26 protein-coding genes are annotated in these 24,685 nt (G+C 71.0%); 10 read left to right on the forward strand and 16 right to left on the reverse strand.

Annotation, left to right across the window (positions count from 1 at the left end):
- Positions 1-15 precede the first annotated feature (15 nt).
- On the forward strand, positions 16-1,401 hold the full coding sequence (locus OG329_RS19465) for a hypothetical protein (RefSeq protein WP_405796751.1): 1,386 nt from the start codon (positions 16-18) through the stop codon (positions 1,399-1,401).
- 18 nt (positions 1,402-1,419) lie between these two features.
- Here the strand turns inward: OG329_RS19465 and OG329_RS19470 are convergent, their stop codons facing one another.
- The 4 genes from OG329_RS19470 to OG329_RS19485 all read right to left on the reverse strand — a co-directional run bounded on the left by OG329_RS19470 (position 1,420) and on the right by OG329_RS19485 (position 3,450).
- Entirely contained in the window at positions 1,420-2,103 is a 684-nt protein-coding gene (locus tag OG329_RS19470) for a GPP34 family phosphoprotein (protein WP_405796753.1), read from the reverse strand.
- 95 nt (positions 2,104-2,198) lie between these two features.
- Entirely contained in the window at positions 2,199-2,408 is a 210-nt protein-coding gene (locus OG329_RS19475; RefSeq protein WP_405796755.1) for a DUF397 domain-containing protein, read from the reverse strand.
- Positions 2,405-2,614 carry a DUF397 domain-containing protein gene (locus OG329_RS19480; protein WP_405796757.1) on the reverse strand — a complete coding sequence of 70 codons (210 nt, stop codon included), beginning with the start codon at positions 2,612-2,614 and terminating at the stop codon, positions 2,405-2,407. Before OG329_RS19480 ends, OG329_RS19475 begins: the two co-directional genes overlap by 4 nt.
- Positions 2,611-3,450, reverse strand: a complete 840-nt coding sequence (locus tag OG329_RS19485; protein ID WP_405796759.1) for a Scr1 family TA system antitoxin-like transcriptional regulator — start codon at positions 3,448-3,450, stop codon at positions 2,611-2,613. The genes OG329_RS19480 and OG329_RS19485 overlap by 4 nt, the downstream gene beginning before the upstream one ends.
- 95 nt (positions 3,451-3,545) lie before the next feature.
- On the opposite strand from OG329_RS19485, the gene OG329_RS19490 reads away from it, so the two are divergent.
- The 4 genes from OG329_RS19490 to OG329_RS19505 are packed head-to-tail and all read left to right on the forward strand — an operon-like array spanning position 3,546 to position 5,101.
- A complete protein-coding gene (locus OG329_RS19490; protein ID WP_405796760.1) occupies positions 3,546-3,788 on the forward strand; it encodes a hypothetical protein in 243 nt (80 codons plus the stop codon).
- Positions 3,785-4,054: a hypothetical protein gene (locus OG329_RS19495; RefSeq protein ID WP_405796762.1), complete on the forward strand. Its 270-nt coding sequence runs from the start codon at positions 3,785-3,787 to the stop codon at positions 4,052-4,054. The genes OG329_RS19490 and OG329_RS19495 overlap by 4 nt, the downstream gene beginning before the upstream one ends.
- Positions 4,051-4,473 carry a hypothetical protein gene (locus OG329_RS19500; protein WP_405796764.1) on the forward strand — a complete coding sequence of 141 codons (423 nt, stop codon included), beginning with the start codon at positions 4,051-4,053 and terminating at the stop codon, positions 4,471-4,473. The genes OG329_RS19495 and OG329_RS19500 overlap by 4 nt, the downstream gene beginning before the upstream one ends.
- A gap of 16 nt (positions 4,474-4,489) precedes the next feature.
- Entirely contained in the window at positions 4,490-5,101 is a 612-nt protein-coding gene (locus OG329_RS19505) for a hypothetical protein (protein WP_405796766.1), read from the forward strand.
- 156 nt (positions 5,102-5,257) lie between these two features.
- Here the strand turns inward: OG329_RS19505 and OG329_RS19510 are convergent, their stop codons facing one another.
- Genes OG329_RS19510 through OG329_RS19520 form a run of 3 tightly spaced genes read right to left on the reverse strand, consistent with a single transcriptional unit; the run spans position 5,258 to position 6,892 of the window.
- The gene (locus OG329_RS19510) at positions 5,258-6,109 is read right to left on the reverse strand and encodes a helix-turn-helix domain-containing protein (RefSeq protein WP_405796767.1); all 852 of its coding nucleotides are present in this window, start codon (positions 6,107-6,109) and stop codon (positions 5,258-5,260) included.
- 23 nt (positions 6,110-6,132) lie between these two features.
- Positions 6,133-6,660 (reverse strand): DUF6879 family protein, encoded by a 528-nt coding sequence (locus OG329_RS19515; RefSeq protein ID WP_405796768.1) that lies wholly within the window; start codon positions 6,658-6,660, stop codon positions 6,133-6,135.
- Positions 6,632-6,892 carry a hypothetical protein gene (locus OG329_RS19520; protein WP_405796769.1) on the reverse strand — a complete coding sequence of 87 codons (261 nt, stop codon included), beginning with the start codon at positions 6,890-6,892 and terminating at the stop codon, positions 6,632-6,634. The genes OG329_RS19515 and OG329_RS19520 overlap by 29 nt, the downstream gene beginning before the upstream one ends.
- Before the next feature lie 162 nt (positions 6,893-7,054).
- Here OG329_RS19520 and OG329_RS19525 point away from each other — a divergent pair, with 162 nt between their 5' ends.
- From OG329_RS19525 to OG329_RS19540, 4 genes are all read left to right on the forward strand, one after another.
- The gene (locus tag OG329_RS19525) at positions 7,055-7,234 is read left to right on the forward strand and encodes a hypothetical protein (protein ID WP_405796771.1); all 180 of its coding nucleotides are present in this window, start codon (positions 7,055-7,057) and stop codon (positions 7,232-7,234) included.
- Positions 7,231-7,434, forward strand: a complete 204-nt coding sequence (locus OG329_RS19530; RefSeq protein ID WP_405796772.1) for a hypothetical protein — start codon at positions 7,231-7,233, stop codon at positions 7,432-7,434. The genes OG329_RS19525 and OG329_RS19530 overlap by 4 nt, the downstream gene beginning before the upstream one ends.
- A 67-nt stretch (positions 7,435-7,501) precedes the next feature.
- A complete protein-coding gene (locus OG329_RS19535; RefSeq protein ID WP_405796774.1) occupies positions 7,502-7,951 on the forward strand; it encodes a hypothetical protein in 450 nt (149 codons plus the stop codon).
- A 93-nt stretch (positions 7,952-8,044) separates the two neighbouring features.
- Positions 8,045-9,031 carry an aldo/keto reductase gene (locus tag OG329_RS19540; RefSeq protein ID WP_405796775.1) on the forward strand — a complete coding sequence of 329 codons (987 nt, stop codon included), beginning with the start codon at positions 8,045-8,047 and terminating at the stop codon, positions 9,029-9,031.
- Here the strand turns inward: OG329_RS19540 and OG329_RS19545 are convergent.
- The gene (locus OG329_RS19545) at positions 9,028-10,509 is read right to left on the reverse strand and encodes a PLP-dependent aminotransferase family protein (RefSeq protein WP_405796777.1); all 1,482 of its coding nucleotides are present in this window, start codon (positions 10,507-10,509) and stop codon (positions 9,028-9,030) included. The two genes, OG329_RS19540 and OG329_RS19545, sit on opposite strands and share 4 nt — an antisense overlap.
- A gap of 251 nt (positions 10,510-10,760) precedes the next feature.
- Here OG329_RS19545 and OG329_RS19550 point away from each other — a divergent pair, with 251 nt between their 5' ends.
- Entirely contained in the window at positions 10,761-11,738 is a 978-nt protein-coding gene (locus OG329_RS19550) for an ABC transporter substrate-binding protein (RefSeq protein ID WP_405796779.1), read from the forward strand.
- A 114-nt stretch (positions 11,739-11,852) separates the two neighbouring features.
- On the opposite strand, the gene OG329_RS19555 is transcribed toward OG329_RS19550, so the two are convergent.
- The 8 genes from OG329_RS19555 to OG329_RS19590 all read right to left on the reverse strand — a co-directional run bounded on the left by OG329_RS19555 (position 11,853) and on the right by OG329_RS19590 (position 24,667).
- Positions 11,853-13,361: a helix-turn-helix domain-containing protein gene (locus OG329_RS19555; RefSeq protein ID WP_405796781.1), complete on the reverse strand. Its 1,509-nt coding sequence runs from the start codon at positions 13,359-13,361 to the stop codon at positions 11,853-11,855.
- On the reverse strand, positions 13,358-14,743 hold the full coding sequence (locus OG329_RS19560) for a glutamine synthetase family protein (RefSeq protein ID WP_405796783.1): 1,386 nt from the start codon (positions 14,741-14,743) through the stop codon (positions 13,358-13,360). Before OG329_RS19560 ends, OG329_RS19555 begins: the two co-directional genes overlap by 4 nt.
- Positions 14,740-16,557, reverse strand: coding sequence for an IucA/IucC family protein (locus tag OG329_RS19565; RefSeq protein WP_405796784.1), 1,818 nt, complete (start codon positions 16,555-16,557; stop codon positions 14,740-14,742). The genes OG329_RS19560 and OG329_RS19565 overlap by 4 nt, the downstream gene beginning before the upstream one ends.
- Complete coding sequence (locus OG329_RS19570; RefSeq protein WP_405796785.1) at positions 16,554-18,005, reverse strand: lysine N(6)-hydroxylase/L-ornithine N(5)-oxygenase family protein; 1,452 nt, start codon at positions 18,003-18,005, stop codon at positions 16,554-16,556. Before OG329_RS19570 ends, OG329_RS19565 begins: the two co-directional genes overlap by 4 nt.
- On the reverse strand, positions 18,002-19,771 hold the full coding sequence (locus OG329_RS19575; RefSeq protein WP_405796787.1) for an IucA/IucC family protein: 1,770 nt from the start codon (positions 19,769-19,771) through the stop codon (positions 18,002-18,004). The genes OG329_RS19570 and OG329_RS19575 overlap by 4 nt, the downstream gene beginning before the upstream one ends.
- 578 nt (positions 19,772-20,349) lie before the next feature.
- A complete protein-coding gene (locus OG329_RS19580) occupies positions 20,350-21,951 on the reverse strand; it encodes a pyridoxal phosphate-dependent decarboxylase family protein (protein ID WP_405796789.1) in 1,602 nt (533 codons plus the stop codon).
- Entirely contained in the window at positions 21,948-23,363 is a 1,416-nt protein-coding gene (locus OG329_RS19585) for a diaminobutyrate--2-oxoglutarate transaminase (RefSeq protein ID WP_405796791.1), read from the reverse strand. The genes OG329_RS19580 and OG329_RS19585 overlap by 4 nt, the downstream gene beginning before the upstream one ends.
- Before the next feature lie 59 nt (positions 23,364-23,422).
- Positions 23,423-24,667, reverse strand: coding sequence for an alanine racemase (locus OG329_RS19590; protein ID WP_405796793.1), 1,245 nt, complete (start codon positions 24,665-24,667; stop codon positions 23,423-23,425).
- Between the last annotated feature and the right edge of the window lie 18 nt (positions 24,668-24,685).

Below are 24,685 nucleotides of genomic sequence, written 5' to 3' on the forward strand. Positions count from 1 at the left end.
GCATAACGTGCCGGGGTGAAGACCGACGCACGCGCCGCCGAACGCACCGACGACCACACGGACGGACCCACCCCCCGCCGGCACCGCCGGGATCTTGTCGCCGCCGGGGTCGGCGTCGCGCTCGTCACCGCCGCCGCGCTCGTCGGTTGGGCGATCCAGGGCGACGACAACATCCTTCGCGTCAACTGGCCGCCACTGCTGGGCACTTGGGACCCGCGCGTCGGCCCCGGCACCCCCGCCGCGCTGGTCGTCGCCGTCCTGATCGTCGCGTACGGCCCCGGCCTGGCCGCCAGGCTGCCGTGGCGCGCGCTGCTCCTGACCACCTGGGTCGCGGCGCTGGCCTGGACGTTCTCGCTGGCGCTCGTCGACGGGTGGCACTGGGGCGTCGCGCGCCGGCTCACCACGAAGAACGAATACCTCACCGTCATCGACCGCTTCTCCGACATCGGCGCCACGCTGCGCGGCTTCACCGACCACATCGTGATCGGCGCGCCCGACAACTGGCCCGCGCACATCGCGGGCCACCCGCCGGGCGCCACCCTCACCTTCGTCTGGCTCGACCGCATCGGCCTCGGCGGCGGCTCGTGGGCCGGGGTCTGGTGCATCGTGGTGGGCGGCTCGGCCGTGGCCGCCGTACTCGTCACGCTCCGCGCCCTCACCGACGAGCACACCGCGCGCCGCGCCGCCCCGTTCCTGGCGCTGGCCCCGGCCGCCGTGTGGATGGGCACATCGGCCGACGGCTACTTCGCGGCCGTCACCGCCTGGTCACTCGCCCTGCTCGCGCTCGCCGCGACGCGTACGGTGCGCTTCCCGGCCGCCGCCGCGCTGGGCGCGGGACTGCTGTACGGGTTCACCTGCTACCTCTCGTACGGTCTGACGCTCATGGCCCTCCCCGGCCTCGGCGTCCTCATCCTGGCCCGCACCGCACGCCCGCTGCCCCTGGTGCTCGCGGGCGCGCTGGTCACGCCGGTCGCGTTCACGCTGGCGGGGTTCAACTGGTGGGAGGGCTATCAGGAGTTGGTGGTGCGCTACTACCAGGGCGCGGGCGGGGTGCGCCCGTACGAGTACTGGATCTGGGCGAATCTCGCCGCCACGACCCTGGCGGTCGGGCTCGCGACGGTGGCGGGCCTCGGCCGGGCGCTGGCGCTCGCGCCCCGCGCCGTACGGCAGCCCTCAACACCCGTGCTCCGACTGGCCGTTCTGGTCCTGGCGGCGTTGCTCGCCCTGCTCGTGGCGGACCTGTCCGGGATGAGCAAGGCGGAGACGGAACGCATCTGGCTGCCGTTCATGCTGTGGCTCATCCCCGCGACCGCCCTGCTGCCGGGTAGCCGGCGGGGCTGGCTGGCCGGGCAGGCGGCTGTTGCACTGCTGGTCAACCACCTTGTCTTCACCGGCTGGTGACGCCCCTGCGTCGGCCACTCACAAGACGGTGGTCACCATCGTCAACACGACGATCGCCGTCAGCGCCTCCTCGGCCGCCCTGACCGCCTGACGCACTGCGGGCCCCGCCCACTGACCGTGGGCGACGGTCTCCATGTTCACCTTGGCGGTCGCCAACTCGGGCTTTTTGTACAGCAGCCCATGCAGCTTCGCCCCGTGCAGCAAGGCCACCAGACTCGCCGTACGCTCGTCCGGCGCCGCCCCCCGCATCACGACCGCGTCCAGCCGCTCCCGCAACGCCGACTCCACCGAGCCGTCGGCCTCCGGATAGCGGCGTACGGGGAAGAGGCCGAGGACCTTCTTCTGCTCCTCCCGGACGAGCCCCTTGGCCACCAGACTCCTGGTCGTCCCGGCCACCGCGCCCTTCTTCAGGTGCTCGATCCACGCCTTCGTCTTACGCGACCTGCGCTTCTCGTCGCCGACGATGTCGGCCAGCGCCGCGTCCAGGGTGGGGTTCCCCAGGGGCGCCGCGTCGCGAACGGTGACCAGGTCACCCTCCACCTCGACCCGGCCCGCGAGGGCCAGTTCGACCAGTGACGCCGCCGCGATGGCGAAGGCGACGTTCGGCGACTCCTTCGCGGCTCCGGACTCGTCGTCCAGCGACAGGAGGAGCAACTGCTCGCCCAGCGTGGTCTCGACCGGCGAATTCGTGGGGAGGTCCATGACGCTCGTCTCTCATTGGATTGCAGGGCGGCGAGACCCCACCATGCTGTCGCACGATGGGGTCACGATCGGACCGGCGAGGGTTGGCCGAGTGGTCAAACGACCCCGAACTCCCCGGCCTTGACGCCCGCCACGAAGGAGGCGAACGAGCCGGTGGGGAGGCTGAGGACCGGGCCGGCCGTGTTCTTGGAGTCACGGACGGGGACGATGCCGCGTGCGGCAGCGAGGTTGGCGGCGACCTCGACGCACGTGCCGCCGTTGTTGCTGTAGGAGGACTTGTACCAGCTAGGGGTTTCGGTCGTCACGGGGTGCCCAACTCCCCGGCCTTGACGCTCGCCACGAAGGAGGCGAACGAGCCGGTGGGGAGGCTGAGGACCGGGCCGGCCGTGTTCTTGGAGTCACGGACGGGGACGATGCCGCGCGTGGCGGCGAGGTTGGCGGCGACCTCGACGCAGGTACCGCCATTGTCACTGTAGGAGGACTTGAACCAGAGGGGGGATTCGGTCGTCACAGGATGCCCTTTCGTACCTCGTTGATCATGCCCACGGATGCCGCCTGGGAGAGCGCTTCGGCCTGTAGTTGATGGTAGGCCCTCACCAACGGCAGTACGGAAGTGCTCTCCCGGTCCAAGTACCCGTTGGTTTGGGACTCAACGTAAGACATTACGGAGCGGTCGGCCAAGGTCAGCAGATTCACCGGCCGGTTGAACGGGCGGTGTTCTCCTATGTCGTACGGCGCGATCTGGAACATGGTGTTGGGGAGCGCCGCAAACTCGGCCAGCCGCTGCAACTGGGCGTCCATGACCTCAGCGCCGCCTACCGTACGGCGAATGCAGCTCTCGTCTATCACCGCCAGAATCATGGGAGCACGGGGTCGAACGAGCGCGGCTTGACGTTCCGACAGGAACGAGACGCGTTCATCGGCCTGTTCGGGTGTGATCGCCTCGCGCCGCACGGCGCTGTCTGCCAGTACCCGTGCGTACTCAGGTGTCTGAAGCAAGCCTGGAATGATGCCGACCTCAAACAGTCGGATCTCTACGGCCCGCCCCTCGTACCCCAGGTACTCAGGGAAGCCTTCCAGCAGGCTGCCGTGTTTGATCTCCCGCCATTCGCGCTCGAACGAGTCTGTGGTGTTCATCGTGCCGAATGCCACATCAACTTTGCGCGAGAAGGGCAGAGTTGGCGACTTCCGACCAGTTTCGAGCGCCGAGATATGCCTCCCGGTGCAACCGACCAGCGTAGCCAAGTGGTCCTGAGTCCAACCGCGAGCCTCACGCAACCTGCGTAGACGAGCGCCGAAGGCCGCTTGCGGGCTTGCCTCGGGGTTCAGCTCCTTGCGGTTTACCAAAGTGCCCTCCTATAGAGCCACGTTGCAGACAGCACCACTCTAGGCCAATGCTGGGCCGCCCTGGTAGTCAAACGGCTACGGAGAGGAGCGGGACTGTGCCTGTCGAACAGCAGGAAGCCCCCCGCGTACCGACCCCCGGCACGATCATGGTGGACACCAACAACGGCCGCTTGGGCGAGTTCCGAGGGCTCGCCGGCCCCTACTGGGCACTGCGCCCGGTCTGCGGCGGAACCGAGTGGGAAGCCGAGCCGGGCCACCTGCGTGAAGCGACCCCCGCCGAGCGCCTGAGGGCGCAGAACGCGCGGTGCAATGCCCGGAGCCGGGGTGAGGTGCTGTGACCGCCTCGTCCCACCGAACCCTGACGTTCGTCAACTGGCGGCTCCAGCCCAACCGGGACGACGACGCCGCGCCCACCACGTATTCGTTCCGGTGCCTCACCCTCAACGACGACGACACCGAGTGCGCCGAGAAGTCGGCCCTGAGTACGGACCCGACCGAACCACAACTGTGGGTGTTCGCCCACCTGCGCACCCACCCCGACCACCTGAGCTACGCCGAAGTGATCGAACGCCCCTGGGTCATGAGGACCGAGGGCCCGGCATGAACGGCGGCCCGGACCCGGCGGGTTACTGGGCGGAAGTGCGCGCCGAAGGACCGGTGTACGGCACGGGCGAGGTCGTGCCGTACGTCCTGGGCACGTTCCGGTCCATTTCCCCGGTGCTCGCGCTGCGGTGGCTCCGCGATGAGGCACTGCGCGTCGCGGACCGGCTCGACCCCGACCCCGAGCGCTCGGCATGGGTGACGCCGTGGATACGCGTGACCCCCGCACCCGCACCCGCACCCGCGCCCGTCTCCGATGGATGCGCCGAGCTGGCCTTCTGGGCCGAGGACCCCGACACCTACCGCTCCGCGCGGGACCAGCTCAGACAGGGGGCACCGCTGTTCGTGGTGATAACGGACTGCGGCTGCCGCTACACCTTGACCGTCCGGCCCTTCGGCCGGGCCAACAACCCTTACCAGTAAGGAGAGATGAGTTTCCGTGCCGCCGCTCACCACCCCCTACGTCGCCGCACGCGACACCGACCGGGGCGTGCTGGAATCCCTGCTGGACATCGAGTTCACCGCGAGCGGCCCACGACTCACGTACAAATGCGTCCGCCCGGAGGACCGTGACGCGCACGGATTCCTGTGGACCCGCGTGGAGGAGTCCCCCGAGCCCGGCCGGGTCCAGTTCGGCTTGATGCACTCGACCCGTCAACGCACGTGTATGGAAAGGATGTTGTGTCAGATCTGCGCCCAGCCCGCCGACCGCACCAAGGACGGCTGGCTGTTCATCGACTGGCGGCGCGAGGACTCGCCGCCGACATGGCCCGAGAAGGCCGTCACGACGATGCCTCCGCTGTGCGCCGAGCACGTGCCGTTGTCCGAGCGACAGTGCCCGTTCCTCCGCCACCGCGAACACGTTCTCCTGCGGGTACGGAAACCGCAGCTCTACGGCGTCTCGGGGACCCTCTACACCCTCACGGCGGACGGCTGGCGCACCTCGGCCGACGACGTGCTCTGTCAGTACAGCAAGCCCCGCCACCCCGGCATGCTCGCGTCCCGGCTTCACCGGCAGTTGCGTGGCGTGACCGCCGTCGAAAGACCCTAGCCGTGCGGATCGTCCGAACGGCACTGATCACCGTCGCGACCCTCGCGGCGTACGCGGCTGTCGGCTGGCTGCTGATGCTGCCGCTCACCCGATGACCCGCCTGCGCGGGAACCACGCTGACACGCAACACCCGCGTGCAGGGGCGAAACTCATCGGTCAGGTCAGCGCGTCGATCGCCTTCACGATCAACGCCCGAGCGTCCGCCCCGTAGACGGCCATGGCGCGTAGTTCGTCGAATGCCCGCAGATATAGGGCGGTCTCGCTCGGTTGTGTGACTGTCACCCGTGCTGACAGCAGCTCTACCGACACGAGACTGTCGTCGTAAATGTGGAACGTCTCCATCGGCCAGATTGACCGCGCCGGTGTCTTCATGGGGATCACGCCGAGAGACACAGCGGGCAGCGCCCCTGCGGTCAGGAGGTAGCCGAGCTGCGCGGCCATCGCGTCGGCGTCGCCGATCTGGTGCCGTAGTGCCGACTCCTCGACAAGGAGAAGGAAGCGGTGGCCGGTCCGGTGGAGGATCCGGGATCGTTCCATCCGTGCGGCGACGGCGTCGGCCACCTCGTCGGGGATTTCACGGAACGTGGTGATGGAGGTCATGAGGGCGGTGGCGTAGCCCTCGGCCTGGAGCAGGCCCGGGACGAGGGTGGCGGAGTAGACGCGGAACACGCGGGTGGACTGGAACAGGGGGACGTAGCTGTCCTGGAGCTGTTTCATTCCGACGCGGACTTTTCGGCGCCATTCGACGTACTGCGACTCGGCGTTCTGGGACTGGGCGACGATGCCGGGTGCTTGCTCGGGGTGCCCGCAGGCGGTGCACCAGCGGCGGATGTCCTGGGGTGAGGGGGGTGTCCTCGCGTTCTCGATCCGTGACGATTTGGAGTGTGTCCAGCCGCACAGGGAGGCCAGCTCAGACCCGGTGAGCCCCGCCTCTGTACGCAGTTCGCGCAGCCGTTGTGCGACGCTTTCGCGCGCGGCCTGGGCGGATGAGGAGGGGGATGTGGGCATGAGCCGGCCTGGTGGCCCTTTCGCTAGCTGATCTTGTAGGTGTGGTGGGGTATGGCGCGTGACCATACGAGGTCGAACGCCTCGGCGCACAGTTTGGCGGCGGCCGGGTCCTCACTGATCTCGCCGCCGGCCGACGCGCCGTTGCCGGTGAAGTGGTTCCACCGGATCAGGCGCCCGTCGATGAGCCAGAAGTCGTTGCCGGGAAGCGGGATGCCGCAGGTGTGGCGGCGCGGGAGCCACCGTACGTGCTCCCCGGCGATGACGTTCTTGACGGTGCCCTCGTGGAGGAAGCGGGTGTACTCGCTGACGGGTTCGGACACGATCCGGGCCCGGCGTACGACTACTCCGCGGGTCACGGTGTGCTGGATGAGGGTGTGCCACGGCCGCCACCACGACGTGGGGTTGTCGGGGTCGGTGCGGGCGCCGGCCCGCCAGTCGGCGAAGGGACCGGACTCGTAGTCGACGGCGTACGAGTCGCGCATCTCCAGGTGCACGGCGGTGTGCTGGGCCGCGCCGAGAAGTTCATCCCACGTGGGCACGCTCGATGGCATCGCACGCCTCCCGGATGATCGGCACCATGCGGGCGGGGATCCGTACGACGGCTTCGGTGTCGGGGATGCCGATGGCGTGGCCGGGGATCTGGGTGGCGGCGCACCGGGCTTCGAGTTCGGGGCCGGGCTTCCATCCCTGGAAGACGAGTTCCCGCCGGTCGGTGTCCGTCCAGACGGTGGGGGATTCACCCTCTCCGGTGTTCGGGTCGATGCCGATGAATCGCAGTGGCATGGCAGCCTCCTGGTCGAAGTGTGCGGCAATGTGCACCACTTTCGGCCGGGCCGTGGTTCGAGTCAAGAGGGCAAATCCAGCTACACACAGTGCTTATGACCGGGTGTGAACATCGGTGCACATTCCTGGCGACCGTGCACACCCGGTCCCTAAGGTGCCCGTATGGCTACCGCTTCCCGTACTCCTGCCGTCACTGCTGAGCCTGCCTGCGAGGTGTATCACCGGGGTGAGGGCTGGCCCTCGTCGCGGCTGTGGCCTTTGGTTCTCACGCCCTCCGAGGAGGCGTTGGTGGTCGCCGGTCTGGCGGCGGTGGTGCGGGCAGGGCGGCGGGTGGAGCGGTGATCGCGCGTGGCGAGGGGTCAACCGGCCTCCAACTGGCCCCTGTTGAGGGGCTGGCGGAGCGGCAGTTGCGTGGTGCGGACTGTGTGTTCTGTGCGGCGCGCCTCGACAACGCCACCGCCGTCGACCTGGGGACGCGCACCGTTCACGCGCACGGCACGGTCACCGCGTGGTTCCCGCGCGCGTGCGCCGGGTGCGCGTAGTGAGGCGGGCGGTCGGCCCGCTCCGCACCACCCGGGGGCGGGCCCGTCCGTCGAGAAGGGAAAACCCATGGCACAACCCATGACGGGCACCGGGAGAGTCACTGTCCTCCCACTCCTCCATACCTGGCCGGACCGCTACGGCATCCTCGCCTACACCACCCTCGGCGCCTTCGGACAGACCGCCGTCATCGGCTACCTCCCCCTCCCCGCCATCCCGGACATGCCCCTCATGGACATCGCCACACGCCACCACCCGAGGAAGGTCTACGGCTCCGCCGGCGGACCCGGCTACGCCGAAGCGTGCTGGCTGCTGTGCACCGGCTGGAGCGGACGCGTCATCCGCAAACCCGGCAGCCTTGAACTCCACCACGCGCACTGGGCACTTGAGCCCGACAGCACCACCCACCTCTACAAGACCACCTACGGACACGACCGCCTCCACACCGGACGCCTCACCCTCACCAACCCCGAACTCATGACCCAGGCAGGCGACTTGCTGCCCACCCGGTCCTGCTGAGTCGGTCTGGTTTTTCGCTCGCTGATCGGACCGGTACACCATGCCGATCAGCGCCTACGGTGAAGTCAGAACACGAGCACAAGGAGTTTTGACATGCGACAACGCCGTATCGGCGGGCCGACCGGGCCCCTGGCCAGTGCGCTGTGCCTGGGCACGCTGCCATTCGGCAGCACCGTGGACGAGAAGACGTCCTTCGCGATCCTCGACCGTTTCACCGAGGCCGGCGGCAACCTGATCGACACCGCCAACAGCTATGTCTTCTGGCTCCCCGGCTCCACCAGCGACGAGAGCGAGACCACGGTCGGCCGCTGGCTGGCGAGCCGGGGCCTCCGCGACGACGTGCTGATCTCGACCAAGGCGGGGGCCCGCCCCACCGTCCCCGGCACCGGTCTGGAGACGGCCGAAGGGCTGTCGGCCGGCGCGATAAGCAGAGCCGCGGCCGGCAGCCTGCGGCGCCTCGGCATCGAACGCATCGACCTGTACTGGACGCACATCGAGGACCGGTCCGTCCCTCTGGAGGAAACACTCGGCACGCTGCACGAGTTGGTGAAGGGCGGTCAGGTCTCGGTCATCGGCGCCTCGAACCACACCGCGTGGCGCACCGCGCAGGCGCGTGACCTCTCGCGCGCCAACGGCTGGGCCGCGTACACCTGCGTGCAACAGCGCCAGTCCTATCTCCAGCCGCGCTTCGACATCGGCCTGCCGGAGTCCGCGCACCGGCATGTGACGCCCGAGCTGCTGGACTACGTACGCAGCGAGCCCGATCTGACGCTCATGGCCTACTCGGCGCTGATCTCGGGCGCGTACACCCGTACCGACAAGCCGCTGCCCCCGGCGTACGACCATCCCGGCACGGCGGCGCGTCTCGCCGTACTGCGCGAGGTGGCGGACGAGTTGGGCGCGAGCCCCAACCAGGTGGTGCTCGCCTGGCTGATGGGGGCGGATCCGGCGGTGCTGCCGATCGTGGGGGTCAGCTCGGTGGCTCAACTGGACGAGGTGCTGGGCGCGTTGGAGGTGTCGCTGCCGGCGGAGCTACGGGCGCGGCTGGACGCGGCGGGCGAACCGGCGCCGTCCGTCTAGGCACCCGCCTCACCGCCCGCCTCGCGGATCGAGTCCGCCAGCCGCCGTACGGCCTCGGGCACCGCCGCGTCGGCCAGGTTGCCGTACCCGATCACCAGCGTGGCGCCGCGTGCCGAACCGCCCTGCCCCGCCTGCCCCGCCTGCCCGGCCTGCCCCGTCTGCCCCGCCTCGTGCTCCGCCAGATCCGTCAGCCGTACGTCACGCCGGGCGGCGGCACCGACCACGTCCCCGGCCACGCACCCCGTGAGATGGAGCAGCAGATGAAATCCGGCGGCGGCCCCCGACACCCGGTGGTGCGGGAGCCGTTCGGCGATCTCCGTAAGGAGGTTGTCGCGGCGCCGCCGGTAGCGGAGCCGGGAGGCGCGCAGATGACGGTCGTACGCCCCCGACTCGAGGAACCCGGAGAACGCCGCCTGGTCGATCACGGGCGGCGGCGATCCCACGGCGTCCGCCGCGTACAGCCCGTCGAGCAGCCCCGGCGGCACGACGGCCCAGCCGATCCGCAGGGCGGGCGACAGCGTCTTGCTCAACGAGCCCAGCAGGGCGACGCGTTCGGGGTCCATGCCCTGGAGGCTGCCGACGGGACGGCGGTCGTATCGGAACTCGGCGTCGTAGTCGTCCTCCATGACCAGTGCGTCCAACTCCCGTGCCCAGGAGATGAGTTCGGCCCGGCGGGGCGGGGTGAGGACCACACCGGTGGGGAACTGGTGCGCGGGCGCCACGATCACCGCCCGTACGTGCGGCTCGCGGCGCAGCAGATCGACGCGCAGGCCGTCGTCGTCCACGGGGACGGCGACGGCCGTCAGGCCCGCCGCCGCGACGGCGGTGCGCAGCCGTGACCAGCCGGGATCCTCCAGGGCCACGTGGGTGTGCCCGGCGGCGCGCAGGGCACGGCACAGCCGCAGCACCCCGTCCAGGGTTCCGCCGCATACGACGAGCTGTCGGGCATCGAGGCTGGCGCCTCGCCCGCGTACGAGATAGGCGGCGATCCGCTGCCGCAGCCCGTGGTGGCCGGCGGGGTGGGGAAAGCCGAACTCGACGGGGGTGAGGGAGCCGGTGGCCTCCCGTACGGCGTCGGCCCACGGCTTACGGGGGAACGCGCGGAGGTCGGGCATGCCGGGCACCATGTCGAACTCCGGCTGCCACAGGGCCGGTTGGGCATGGGGCTGCCCGATCGACCGCAGCGCGTGACCCGCGCTCGGGACCGCCGCCGTACGGACACGGGTGGCCGACCCGCTCCGCGCCTCGAAGTACCCCTCGGCGACGAGTTGCGCGTACGCCTCGGTCACCACCCAGCGGGAGCAGCCGAGATCGGCGGCGAGCGCCCGGCTGGGCGGCAGAGCGCTGCCGGGAGCGATACGGCCGTCCACGACGGCCGCCCGGAGGGCACGGACGAGCCGCAGGTGCAGGGGGCCTGCGGCCCGTTCGCCCAGGTCGAGGAGGGTGCCCCAGGCGGGGTCGGTGCGTTGGTGCGCCATCGCGGGTGGTGATCCGGGTCCGGTGGTGGGGAGGTTCGGTCTCTGCCGATGGTACGTACGACGGTCCCGGCGGCGGGACGGCGGCCGTGGCATGCGCGGGGCGGGGCGGGGCGGGGCGCGGCCGGCCGGCCGGCCGGCCCTGTGATTGGACCGTGATGTACGGAACTTGTTGCCCCGGTCCCGCTAAGGTTAGGTTTGCCTTAGTTACGTCCGGGCCGACTCCGGGCGGCCGTCAGGGAGGCTTCCCCACCGTGTCCACACACCTCACCCGCCGTATCAGCGTGGCCGCCGCCGTCACGGCACTCGCCGTCTCACTCTCCGCGTGCGGTGGCGGCGACGGCGACGAGTCCACGGACAAGACCGAGTCGGGAGCCGGAGCGGCGACGCACGCCGTGACGACCGCCATGGGCGAGGTGAAGGTCAAGGACGACCCCAAGCGCGTCGTCGTCCTCGACACGGACGCGCTCGACTCCGCGATCACCCTCGGCATCACGCCGGTCGGCGCCACGACGGCCGTCGCCGACGCGCCGTTCTCCACGTACCTCCCGGCGGACAAGCTCAAGGACATCAAGCCGGTCGGCCTGATCGCCGAGCCGAACCTCGAAGCGATCGCCGCCCTCAAGCCGGACCTGATCCTGAGCAGCAAGGTCCGCGACGAGAAGAACTACAAGCCGCTGTCGGAGATCGCCCCGACCGTCTTCTCCGACACCACGGGCCCCAACTGGCGCGAGAACTTCGAGCTGCACGCCGACGCCCTCGGCAAGACGGCGGAGGCGAAGACGATCGCCGCCGCGTACGACGCGCGGGCGAAGGAACTGACCACGACGCTGGGCGGCCCGGAGACGGCGAAGAAGACGACGTTCGGCTTCGTCCGCTTCGTGGAAGGCGCGGACACCCGCCTCTACTTCAACGACACGTTCGTCGGCTCGATCTACGCCGACCTCGGCGTGGGCCGCCCCGCCAACCAGGACAAGAACGGCTTCTCGCTCGACGTCAGCCCGGAGAAGATCGACCAGGCCAACGCGGATGTCGTCTTCTACTCCACGTACGGCGACGCGAAGAAGGCCAAGGAGACCGACGTCATCGGCGGCCCGCTGTGGAAGAACCTGGACGCGGTGAAGGCCAAGAAGGCGTTCAAGGTCGACGACAACCTGTGGATGCTGGGCATCGGTTACACCGGCGCGGACCAGGTGCTGGACGAGATCGAGAAGAACTACGCCGGCAGTTGATCACAGGCGAATCCGCCTCATTCTCAGGGCAGGAATTCGTAGGACGGGCCGTCAGGCGCGAAGTTACGAGAACACAGCATCACGTCCCTGCCCTTGAGATAGGCCAGCAGCCATTCACCGAACGTCATCTCGTAGAGAGTCCAGGACGGACTGTCGAACTCCTGGACCACCACACGCCGGGGCGACGAGGAATCGTCGGGAATGCGGAGAAACACCGCCTCGCCGGTCGTGGCGGTGCGCCCCCGGCGTGGTCGCGGAGCGGTCCTGGCGTGCGGCACCGACGAGGGTTGACAGTTCGCGCACCCCGGTAGTGCGGGCGTGACGCTCGGCGAGGTCGGCGACGATGGACCGGATGCCCGCCCGGTCGCGGACCTCGGAGGGTGCTTCGCGGTGCGCGGCAAGCAGTGCGAGGGCGGTCTGTTCCGGCTTCCCCCACTGCCACCAGGCCCTGGCCATGTCCGTGTGCAGGCGGCCACGGCGCTCAGCGGTGGGGAGCTGACCGGGCCGAATGCCGCTGCCTGCCTGGATGGCCGCTCCGGAGTCGCCAAGTGCCCACAGCACACCGGTCTTGTACAGGGCGACAGAGGCGGGTGTGACGCGGAACGTGTGCTGCTGACCGCTGTTCGGATCGGGGAGCAGGGCTGCCGCCCGTTCGGCGTCACGAATCGATTCGAGTGCGAGATCGCGGTCGTCGGCCTGGGCGGCGGCGTAAGCGACCGTGCAGAGCATCTGAGCAAAGGTCGCGGCCTGGGCCTCGGTGATCAGCCCGGTGGCTTCGACTTTCGCCGCCGCGTGAAGAGTGATCCGCCGCGCGGTGGCGGGCCGGCCTTCATGGCGCAGAACAATACTGAACGCACGAGCGGAGGCAGCGGCGGCGAGTGGGGAGCCGGAGAGAGCGGAGAAGGTGTTCGACCGGTCGGCGGTGAGCCGGCTCGCGGAGTGCCGCCCGATCTTGGACAACGCCTCGGTGGCCAGGTCGTAGCAAGCCGCGACGCGGGCGTAGGCGTCGGGTCCACCGTGTTCCGCACAGGCATGCGCGATGGCCAGCAGATCGGGGAGTGCTTGGACCAGTTCGGTGTGGGCACCGGTGTTGAAAAGGGCGCGTGCCCGGCGGAACCGCTCGGCCGGCCGAGCGGTTGTGGGCGAGGCGGTAGGACCGGGGAGCAGAGCAAGGGATTCGTCGAAGGCGGTCAGAACGGTGTCGGGGACGGTGACCCCGGCAACCGCTCGCAGCAAGGACCGGCGCTTCAACGGGTCCTCCTCCGCGTTGGCGTACCTATCGGCGCTGACCGCAACTGTATTGCGCGCGAGGGGCATTACCCGCAGGACTGCGGCAAGTACGCCCGCAGGGACGAACAGCGCGTCGGCGAACAGGCGAATCATGTGGAGGTCGCTGGCACGACGTCGGCCGGTCTCCAGCCGGGAGACGGCGGAGGCGGAATACCCCGCGGCGTTGCCGAGGTCGGCCTGACGCCACCCCCGTTCTCGCCGCGCCCACCTGATGAGACCCCCGACGTCCCCGGTGTTGATCAAGGCTTGTGCTCGGGGTGAGCCCCAGTTCAGTTCCTGCACTTGAACGCGACGCGACGCGACGCGCCGCACCGGACGGCCGGTCCGGGTCACAGGCGTTCGAAGCCGCGCATGCGTTCCCAGTCCGTGACCGATCCCTCGAACGCCGCCAGTTCGGTGCGGGCCGCCTGCGCGTAGTGGGTCACCACCGGCTCGCCGAAGACCTTCGCGGCGATCTCGCTGTTCTCCCAGCGGTGCAGCGCCTCCGTGAGCGTGCCGGGCAGCCTGGGCACCGAGGGGTCGGTGAGGGCGTTCTTCCGGTGTGGGGGCGGGAGTTGGAGCCGGTGCTCGATGCCGTACAGGCCGGCGGCGATCGCTGCCGCGACCGCCAGGTACGGGTTGGCGTCGCCGCCGGGTACGCGGTGCTCGATGCGCATCGAGGGGCCCGTTCCCACCACCCGTATCGGACAGGTCCTGTTGTCGCGGCCCCAGGTGATGCCGGTCGGCGCGAAGGCGCCGGGTTTGAGGCGCTTGTACGAGTTGATGTTCGGCGCCATCAGGAGGGTGAGGTCCGGCAGGCAGGCGAGCTGACCGGCGACGAAGTGCCGCATCAGGTCGGACATGCCGTCGTCGGCGGAGGCGTCGGCCGTCGGGTCGGCGAGCACGGCCGTGCCGTCCGTGCCGCGCAGCGACAGATGGATGTGGCAGGAATTGCCCTCGCCCTCGTCGAACTTGGGCATGAACGTCAGCGCCACGCCCTCCTGCGCGGCGATCTGCTTGGCGCCGTTCTTGAAGAAAACGTGGTTGTCGCAGGTCGTCATCGCCTCCGCGTAACGGAAGACGATCTCGTACTGCCCCGCGTGCACCTCCCCGCGCGCCGTCTCCATCGCGAGCCCCGCCCGCCCCATCTCGCGCCGGATGCGGCGTACGACGGGCTCGATGTCGGACAGGCCCTGGAGCGAGTAGTCGACGTTGTACGTGGTGGCCGACGTCAGGCCCTGGTAGCGGGTCTCGCGGGCGGCGCGGTAGGTGTCGAGGAAGACGAGGAATTCGAGTTCCGTACCGGCGAACGCGGTCAGCCCGCGCTCGGCGAGCCGGTCGAGCTGTGTGCGCAGGATGTGGCGGGGCGCGACGGTGACCGGGGGGCCGTCCTCGCCGGGCCAGTGCGCGTCGGCGAGGACGAGCGCCGTGCCCTCGTCCCAGGGGAGCCGGGTGCGCAGGGTGGCGGGGTCGGGCCGTAGCAGGAAGTCGCCGAAGCCGGTCTTCCAGGCGTCGATGGCGTAGCCGGGGCCGGTGTCCATCTCCACGTCGGACGCGAGGAGATAGACGCACGCGCCGAAGCCCGCAGTGGCACTGTTGGCCATCTCTTGCAGGAAGTAGGGGACGGACAGGCGGCTGCCCTGGAGGCGGCCCTGAATGTCGGGGACGGCGACGATCACCTCCTCGACCCGCCCGGCGGCGGCCTCGGCCCGCAACAGCTCATACCGGTCCGTCATTTCGCGTCCTCTATTCGTGCGGGTACCGCTGCCAGCGGGTTGGGCACGGTGCCGTGCACGACGTCGAAGCCCTCGTCCCGTTCCGAGCGGTCGTGGAAGCCGCCGCCCAGGAGCTGTTCGCGGTTGAGCGCGACGCGGTCGAAGGACGGGGCGAGAAGCCCGTACGAGTCGAAGCGGTCCGCCAACTCCGGGAAACGGGCGTGGTAGCGCTCGATCTCGGCGCGTACGAGCGCCCAGAACTCGCCCTCCGGCACGCCCAGTTGATCGGCGCACAGCGGCGCGAAGAAGCGGAAGTGCCCGGCGAAGACCGCGCTGAGCAACGAGTGTGCCAGCTCGTGGGCCGGCCAGCGCAGCAGGACCCGGTCCGCCCGCTCGGGCAGCGCGGCGTACTCCGGCCGGGCGCCGGGCAGCAGGTTCACATCCTCGGCGAAGTCCTTGACGGCGATACCGATCGGGATCTCGTCGCGGTCGAAGAGGACGACGGTGTTCTCGCCGTGCGGGCAGAACGCGACACCGTAGCGGTAGAGGTAGTGCAGCAGCCCCGGCAGGAGCGCGCCGAAGAATCGTTCCAGCCAGTGGGCGGGGGTGAGCCCCGAGCGCGCGACCAGCTCGGCGGTGAGTGCGCGCCCGTCCGACCCGGTCTTGAGCAACGCGGCCATGGTGCGGGCCCGTTCGCCCGCGTCCGTGTCGAGCAGCGCGGCGACCGGCTCGCGCCAGACGGCGCCCAGGAGTTCGTGGTAGCGGTACGGGGCGTCCTTGACCGATTCGTACAGTGGATGGCCCACGGCGACGGCCGAAAGCTCACCGAGCGGGTGGATGCGCAGCTCGTCGCGCAGATACGGGTCGGCGTCCCGTACGGCGTGCAGCCACGCGCTGATGTCGGGCGCCGCCTCGGTCGGCGCCGTCGAAAGCCCGCGCCAGACAAGGGTGTTGCGGATGAGGAGCGGGACCTTGACGTTACGGCGGTGCGGGTGGTCGATGTTGGCGAGCGTGCGGATGGACTGGAGCGGGCGGTAGCGGTCGTCGCTCTGCCCGAGCAGCACGATGCGGCCCTCGGCGAGATAGGGCGCGAAGAGGGTGGCGACGGCCTCGTCCCAGTGGAAGGGGTGCACCGGCAGCCAGACGAACTCCCTTTCCTCCAGGCCGGTTTGAGCGCACTCGTGGGTCAGGACGGCGGCGAACCGCTCCCGCGTGGCCGGGTCCAGTTCCTCGGCGAGCAGCCGCTCGGCGTCGAGCCCGGGGACGCCCGAGTACGCGGCGAGGTCGCTGTGCGCGGCGGCCCACAACAGCCGTACGGCGGAGGCCGCTTCGGGGGCGTAGGCAGCGGCGTCGGAGGCGGAGAAGCCGAGACGGCCCTTGTTGAGGAGCATGCACGGATGCCCGTCCTGGTACGCCTCCAGCTCCAGATGGCCCAGATCGGCCAGCTCGGCGGCGGGCAGCGCCGCGCCGATGGCCTCGGCGTCGGCCCGCCGGGTGGCGGTCAGCTCGCGCAGGACCTCGGCGGTGGTGGCACCGTCCCACCCGAGCACGGCGCGCGCGTCGAGCAACAGGCGTTCGGGGCCGGGGTCCGGGCTGTGGGGGTGGCGGCACAGGCTGTCGGGCTCGACCCGCCAGGTGCCGAAGGTGCCGCGAATGGCGCGCAAAGTCCAGTGGACACCGTCGCCGAGGTCGAGCCGGTAGGCGCCGGGGGTCCCGGTCCCGGTCCCGGTCTCGGGTACGGGGACGATCAGCTCCTCGTACGCGAACTCCTCCACGGCCTTGACCAGCAGCCGCCGGCCGGCCTCCTGCCAGGCATCCCGGTTGGGGTGGTTCATCGGTTCCTCTCCTCGCGGACGGCAAAATGGGCGGGGGCTCTCGGCGGCCCGACCGCCGGGGCAGGGCGGGGCACCCCGAACGTCGTCCACGCCGCCCGCTCCGGCACCCGCAGCACCGTCCGCCCGGCCACCGCGTTCAGGATCGTCGCCGCGCGCCAGGCGCCCAGCGTCAGATCGGGCGCGCCGACGCCGTGCGTGTGCAACTCCGCGTTCTGGACGTACAGTCCGCCCGATACGCGGGGGTCGAGCGCGACGCGATAGTCGGCGTCGATCTGGTAGCGGCCCTTGTCGTCCCAGTCCACGAGCGCGCCGAGACCGCGCTCACCGAGGAAGGCCGGCCGCGACGCCGCGTAGCCGGTGGCCGACACGATCGCGGACGTACGGATCTCGAAGTACGCGTCCTGCTGTGTATGACGGCACGTCAACGCGTAGTCCGAGCCAGCGACTTCGGCGGCGACGATGGCGACTCCCGGATGCAGCGCGGCCCTCGGCTCCGCGCCGCCGATCGTGCGCTCGTACAGCTCGTCGTGCAGTTCGCCCAGCGTCTCGTCGCTGACGCCCTTGTACAACTGCCACTGCTCTCGTACGAGTTGGTCCCGCCGGTCCTCCGGGAGCGCGCGGAAGTAGCGGATGTAGTCGGGCGTGAAGTGTTCGAGCCCGATCTTCGAGTACTCCATCGGCGCGAACGCGTTCGTACGGGCGAGCCAGCGGACGTACGGGCCGCCCGCCCCGTCCCCGTCCTGGTGCCGCAGCAGATCCAGCGCTACCTCCGCACCCGACTGACCCGCGCCGATGACGGTCACGTCGTCGCGGGCGGCGAGCCGCGAACGGTACGTACGGTAGTCGGCGCTGTGCAGGACCCGGCCCGCGTGCGCGGTGTCCGCCAGCAGCGGGAGCAGGGGCTCCGGCACGACCGGGTCCGTACCGACCCCGAGCACGATCTGCCGGGCGAGCACGCGCGTCACGGTACCGTCCGCCGCGCGATGCCCGACGACGAACACGTCACGCTGTTCGTCCCACACCAACTCATCGACATGCGCGTCGAATTGGCAGGACGGCAGCCCTTCCGTGACCCAGCGGCAGTAGGCGTCGTACTCACGGCGCGGTATGTGGAAGCGCTCGGAGAAGAAGAAGGGGAACATCCGGTCGTGGTGGCGCAGGTAGTTGAGATACGACCATGGGCTCGTGGGGTCGACCATCGTCACCAGGTCGGCCAGGAAGGGGACTTGGAGGGTGGTGCCCTCCATCAGCAGACCGGGGTGCCAGGAGAACGCGGGCTTCGCGTCGAGGAACAGCGTGCGCAGCTCGGGCGCGCCGTGCGCCAGGGCGGCGAGGGAGAGGTTGAACGGACCGATACCGATGCCGACCAGGTCGTACAGCTCGTACAGGTCGTACACAGGAACATTCGATTCGGGCTCGGATTCGGGCTCGGGCTCGGACTCGGTCACCGCTTGGCCTCCGCGAGGGGGTTGATCAGGTCGACGTAGACGGACTGGGACTCGACGTCCCCGACAAGCTCGTCGAGCCCGTCCACGCAGGTCAGGTAGTTGCCCTTGCAGCGCAGCACGGGTGCGTCGAGCAGCAGGTCGAGCAGTCCCCGCGCGCCGGGCTCGGCGGCCCGCAGTCGCTCAAGTCGGGCGCGCAGGACGCGCAGCAGGTCGCTCTCGTCGGCCAGCCCGAGCGCGCCGAACGCGCCGACGAGACCGAGGAGATTGTTGATGCCGAGGTAGTACGCGACGCGCTCGTCCACGAACGCGTCGGGGAAGACGAGGTCGAGCCCGTCCGCCGCGCCGGGCAACAGCCGTTCCACGGTGGGCGCGTGGGAGGCGGCGACGTAGTAGCCCTGACTGTCGCGGTACCAGCCGGCGCGCGGCAGCCCGTGCGCGTCGAGCGCGACGAGCGTGTTCTGGTGGTGCGGCTCCAGCGCGATGCCGTACCACGCGTACAGACGGATGAGCGGGACGGCGAGCACGTCGAGATACGCGGCCAGCCAGCGCGCGGACGCCTCGGCGGTGGAGACGCCGTGGGCGCGGGCGGTACGGGCGACGGCCTCGCAGAGCAGCGCGCGGTACGGGGGCGGCGAGCCGTCGCCGGGCCCGGTGCGCTCGGCGACCAGCCCGGCCACGCAGAGCCCCTGGAGCCCGTCGCCCCTGAACGGATTGTCGCGTACGGCGGTCTCCAACCCGGTCTCGACGTCGCCGTCGACGCCCGCCGACACCCACCCGAAGTCGCGCAGGATCCCGAACTCCGGGTGCTCGGCGCGCAGTTGCGCGGCAGGCCCCGCAGGCCCGGCGGCCAGCAGTCGCGCGGCGCGCACGCCGAGGCGCATCTCACTGCGGAGATTGTTGCGGCGGGAGTTGGTGATCCGCATGCCGAGGGAAAGCTTCAACATGACGTCGGCGTCGGGCCGGTGCACGGTCCGCACGGACGACGTCGGATACCAGCGCGGCCCGGCGGGCCCCAGGGACCGCAACCGCCCCGCGTCCACGAGCGCGGCGACGGCGGGCCGCGCGAGCACGTCCCGAGCCTGCCACGGATGCGCGGGCACCACGGCCATCCCGTCCGGCACGGTCAGACCGAGGTCGGCGGTCAGGGGCCGCAGCAACTCGGCGGGGCCACGCCCGTCGACGCTCTCGCCGACGAGGATGCCGGGGTCCACGGCGAACCAGTGCAGCGGGAAGGACCCCCTCAACTCAGGTGAGTACGCGTCGAGTTCGACCTCCGACGCCTCCTCGCGGCTCTTGGGCGCGGGGTGGAAGGGATGCCCGAGGAGCAACGCCTGCTCGGCATCGAGAAACGGCGTCACCCCTCGCGCCCCCGGCACCTCGGCCCGCCGCCGCGCAAGGTGCGCTCCGGTCCGCGCGGCGGAGTTCACGACCCGCCCGACAGCATCCACACCGACATGCGGCGGCACGCCACGCCCCAGGGTGGACTCCCGGATCAGCGCGGCGGCGACGAGGGCGACGTCGGCGGGCAGACTGCCACCGCTGCCGGAGGTGACGACCCGAATGCCCCCGAACCGGTGCCACCCGGTGACGGACCGGTACAGCACACGTACGCGCAGGGTCAGCGCGCTGCAAGGCAACGACAGATACAACACGTCCCCGCTGCGCGGCACGTCAACGCCGGTCTCCCGGACGTACGCACGGAGCAACGTCTCGACGGCGACGGAGTCGGCGGCCTGGAACGGATCGCCTTGGTCGATCGCCTCCACCGCGTCACCCCTTCCGGAACCGGCGGACCAACCAAGCCCCTCGCCGCGCACGGGACCGGCAGACCAACCAAGCCCCTCACCCGACACGGAACCGGCAGACCAATCAAGCCCCTCCGGCGATTGAGGAGCGGGGTCCGGGGCAGCGCCCCGGCCAGGACCCGGGGCGGAGCCATCCGGCCCCTCGGCCGCACCGAGCCCGGCAGGCTCAACCCGCCCCACCGACTCACCCAGGCGGGCGGACTCACCCAGCCCCTCACCCGACACGGAACCGGCAGACCAATCAAGCCCCTCCGGCGATTGAGGAGCGGGGCCCGGGGCAGCGCCCCGGCCAGAACCCGGGGCGGAGCCATCCGGCCCCTCGGCCGCACCGAGCCCGGCAGGCTCAACCCGCCCCACCGACTCACCCACGCGGGCGGACTCACCCAGCCCCCCTCCCCCTCCGGAACCGGCAGACCAACCGAGCCCCTCCGGCGATTGAGGAGCGGGGCCCGGGGCAGCGCCCCGGCCAGGACCCGGGGCGGAGCCCCGCGCACCAACGCCCCGCCCACCAGCGCCCAACCCCTCACCACCCGCCCCGCTCAAAACCCCTCCTCCGCCTCACCCGCAGTCACCACCGCCTCCAGCAACCGCACCACCTCCGCGACCGTCGCATGCGGGTTCAGCAGCGTCAGCTTCAGGCGTACGCGGCCCGGCCCTTCCCCCGGCAGCTCCGTCCGGCCCACCACCGCGCCACCCTCCCGCAGCAACCGCCGCCGCAGCGACGCGTTCACCCGGTCCGTGCGGGCCTCGTCCGCCGCCGCCACCCCGTCAACCGACACCGGCACCGGCACCGGCACGTACCGGAACAGGAACGCCGTCAGCACCGGCACCCCACCCCCCGCGCCCACCTCCCCATGCAGCTCCAGCCTCGGGTGCGCCGCCACCGCCCGCGCCCCCGCCACCGCCAACTCATGGCACGCGTCGACCAGTTGCCCCAGCCCCTCCCGACCCAGCGTCCGCAGCGTCACCGCGATCTTGAAGGCGTCCGCGCGGCGCGTCGTGCGCAGGGACAGGCCCAGCAGGCTCGGATATCCCGCCTCCTCGTCGTCCGCCGGGTTCAGATAGACCGCGCGGCGGGCGAGTGAGGCGTACGTCTCCGACTTCCGCACCAGGAAGATCCCCGCGGCAGCCGGCTGCCAGCCCAGCTTGTGCCAGTCCAGGGAGACGGAGTCGGCCAGTTCGATGCCGTCCAGCAGCGGCGCCAGCCGGTCGGACAGCAGCGCGCCGCCCCCGTACGCGGCGTCCACGTGCAGCCACGCCCCGTACTCGGCCGCCAGCTCCGCGCACTCCCGCAGCGGGTCGATCGCGCCCGTGTCGGTCGTGCCGGCCGTCGCGACGATCGCGACCGGCAGTTGCCCGCGCCCGACGCACTGCTCCAGCGTCGCCGCCAACGCACTTGCCTTCATACGCAGTTGGGCATCCACGGCAATCGGGATCACCGCGTCCTCGCCGAGCCCGAGCAGCGCCGCCGCCCGCTGCACCGAGAAGTGCGCGGCGGCCGACGCCAGAATCCGGGGCCGCGCCCCGGCCGGCGAACCGGCGCCCGCCCTCGGCACCCCCGTCAGCTCGATCTGCCGCCCCGTCGCGGCGCCCAGCACCCGGTCCCTGGCCAGCATCAGCCCCATCAGGTTGGACTCGGTACCGCCCGACGTGAGCACGCCCGCCGCCTGCGCGGGGTCGTACCCGAGCATGCTCGCCAGCTCCTCAAGGAGCAGCGTTTCCAGGGCAGTTGCGGCCGGCGCCTGGTCCCACGAGTCCTGGGACGGGTTCAGCGCGGAGACCGCCAGATCGGCGGCGACGGCGACGGCCAGCGGCGGACAGTGCAGATGCGCCGCGCACGCGGGATCGGCCGGGTCCGCGCTGCCGTGCGCGAGCAGTTCGGTGAGCCGGTCGAGCGCGGCGGGGCCGCTCGCGGTACGGAACGCCTCGGCGACGGCCGCCGTGATCTCGCCCGGCGCACCGGCCGCGACCGGCCCACCGCGCCGCGCCGCGCCCTGCGCGAGGGCGCCCAACACCTCACGTACCAGGGGCTCCAGAGCCGCAGCCCCGCCCACCCCGCCGGACAACTCCGTACCCGGATCCGTACCCGGAACGGGCCGCAGCGCCGCCTCCAGCGCGGCGCCCCACGCCTGCGCCGTCACGCCGCCCGCCCGGCGACGCACTCGAACTGCTGCCGCGCCTCGGCGATCGCGTCCGTCAGCCGCTCCAGTACGGACTCGGCCTCCTCGTCGGTGATCACCAGCGGCGGCAGCAGCCGCACCGTCGACCCGAACCGCCCGCCCAGCTCCAGGATCAGCCCCCGCTTCAGACAGCCCTCCCGCACCCGCGCCGCCAGTTCGGGCGCCACCGGGCGCGCCCCACACGAGTCCAACTCCCCGTCCGGGTCCACGATTTCGACGCCGATCATCAGCCCGCGCCCGCGTACGTCGCCGATCAGCGGCAGTTCGGACCGCAGCCCCTCCAGCCGCGCGGACATCCGCGCGCCGACCGTCGCCGCCCGCTCCACGAGCCCTTCGCGCGTGACGTGGCGCAGCGTCGCCGCGCCCGTCGCCATCGCCAGCGTGTTGCCCCGGAACGTACCGGTGTGCGCGCCCGGCAGCCACCCGTCGTAATCCTGGTCGTACACGATCACCGCGAGCGGCAGCCCGCCGCCGATCGCCTTCGACATCACCATCGCGTCGGGCACGACGCCGCTGTGCTCGATCGCCCAGTAGGCGCCAGTGCGCCCGACGCCGGTCTGCACCTCGTCCACGATCAGCGGGATGTCGCGCTCGCGCGTGATCCGCCGCATCTCGCGCAGCCACGTGTCGGGCGCGGGCACGGCCCCGCCCTCCCCCTGCACCGCTTCGAGGATCATCGCCGCCGGACGTACGACACCGCCGGACGGATCGTCGAGCAGCCGCTCGGTGTACGTCGCCGCCAGCTCCGCGCCGCGCTCGCCGCCGACGCCGAACGGGCAGCGGTACGCGTACGGATACGGCAGCCGCGTCACCTCACCACCGGCCGCACCGCCCCCCGGCACCGGCTCCTTGACGGCAACGCTGCCCGTCGTCGCCAGCGCGCCCGCCGTCATCCCGTGGTACGCGCCGGTGAACGCGAGCACCCCGCGCCGCCCCGTCGCCGTCTGCATCAGCTTCAGCGCGGCCTCGACGGCGTCCGTCCCGGCGGGCCCGCAGAAGTGCACGCGGGCACGGTCGGCGAACGCCTTCGGCAACGTCTCGAACAGCGCGTCCGTGAAGTCGTCCTTCTCCGGTGTCGCGAGGTCGAGCACATGCAGCGGGGCGCCGCTGTCGAGCGTGCGCTGGATGGCCTCGCGCACGACGGGGTGGTTGTGGCCGAGCGCGAGCGTTCCGGCGCCGGAGAGGCAGTCGAGATAGCGGCGGCCGTCGCTGCCCTCGATGGTCATGCCGTGGGCACGGGCCGGGACGATCGGGAAGGAACGGGCGTACGTACGGGCGGACGACTCCCTGGCGCGCTGCCGCTCCAGGATCGCGGAGTGGGCGTCGCCGGCGGGGCGCCCGGAGGCAGGCAGCGTGACAGCGGGAACGGTCATGGAACAGCTCCGGAATATGAAGGAGAAGCAAGAAGAAGCAAGGAGAAGAAGGGACCGGCTCAGAGCAGATGGCGCCCGGCGACCGGGTGCCCGAGGAAGGCGTGCATGGCGAACTCCCAGCCGTAGGAACCCGCGTTGGGGAAGACGACGAGATCACCGGCGCGCACCCGCTCGACGTGAACGTCCCGCAGCAGGGTGTCTTCGGGCGTGCACAGCTCGCCCACGACGGTGACACGTGTGTGCTCGGCGGCGGGCCTCGGACAGTCCTCACCCGCGTCCCACGCGTCGACGGGCAGCACGGCGACGTTGTGCACGATGTCCCAGGAGGTGGGCAGTTGGAAGTGGTTTATTCCGCCACGCAGTACAGCGAACCACTCGCCGTAGGAGGCTTTGACGTCCGTCACCTCGGCCGCGTACCAGCCGCAGTCCGCGACCAGGAACCGGCCGGGCTCCAGCACCACCTTCACCCCTACGGGTGGCTCGACCAGGGCGGCGAGTTCACCGAACCGGGCCATGTCGAAGGGCTCCTCGCCCTCGAACGCGACGCCTATGCCGCCGCCGATGTCGACATGCCGCAGCTCGACGCCGGTGCCGGCGGCCGTACGTACGCTCCACTCGACGCACCAACGCAGGTACGCCGCATGGGAGTCGGCGTCGAGGTTGTTGGACGCGGCGTGGATGTGGAAGCCGACGATGTCGAGGCCGGGAAGCCCCCGCGCGGCGTCGAGCACGTCCGGTACGTCGGGCTCCGCGACACCGAACTGCGAGGGCGCGCCGCCCATATGGAGCGAACCGCTGATCGGGATGTCGGCCGGGTTGACGCGCAGCGCGACGCGCGCGGTGACACCTTCGGCGACGGCGATGCGGCTGATCCGGTGGAGTTCGAGCAGGCTCTCGGCGTTGATGGCCTCGACACGGGCGCGGACGAGGGCGGTCAGGACGGGTACGGACTTGGCGGGCCCGGCGGCGACGACGGCGGGCGTGTCCATGAACCCCCCTGTCGCCAGGGCCAGTTCCAGCTCGCTGACGGAGGCGACTTCGAAGCCGTCGACGTACGGGGCGAGGGCGCGGACCACGCCAGGGTACGAGTTGGCCTTCACCGCGTAGTAGACAGCGGCCCAGTCGGGCAGCGCGTCACGCAACTCCCGGGCACGCGCGGCGGCGACCTCTCCGTCGTACACGTACGCCGACACAGGCTCGGCACCCTGCGCCAGCTCCAGCAGTCGGCGGCGGACGGGGGCCGGCAGGACCTCCACGGGGTGGGCGGCGAGCGGCGCGGCGGAGGGCGGGAACTGGACGGACACGTCGGTTTCAACCTCGGT

The sequence above is a fragment of the Streptomyces sp. NBC_01506 genome, assembly GCF_045040295.1.
GTDB lineage: Bacteria > Actinomycetota > Actinomycetes > Streptomycetales > Streptomycetaceae > Streptomyces.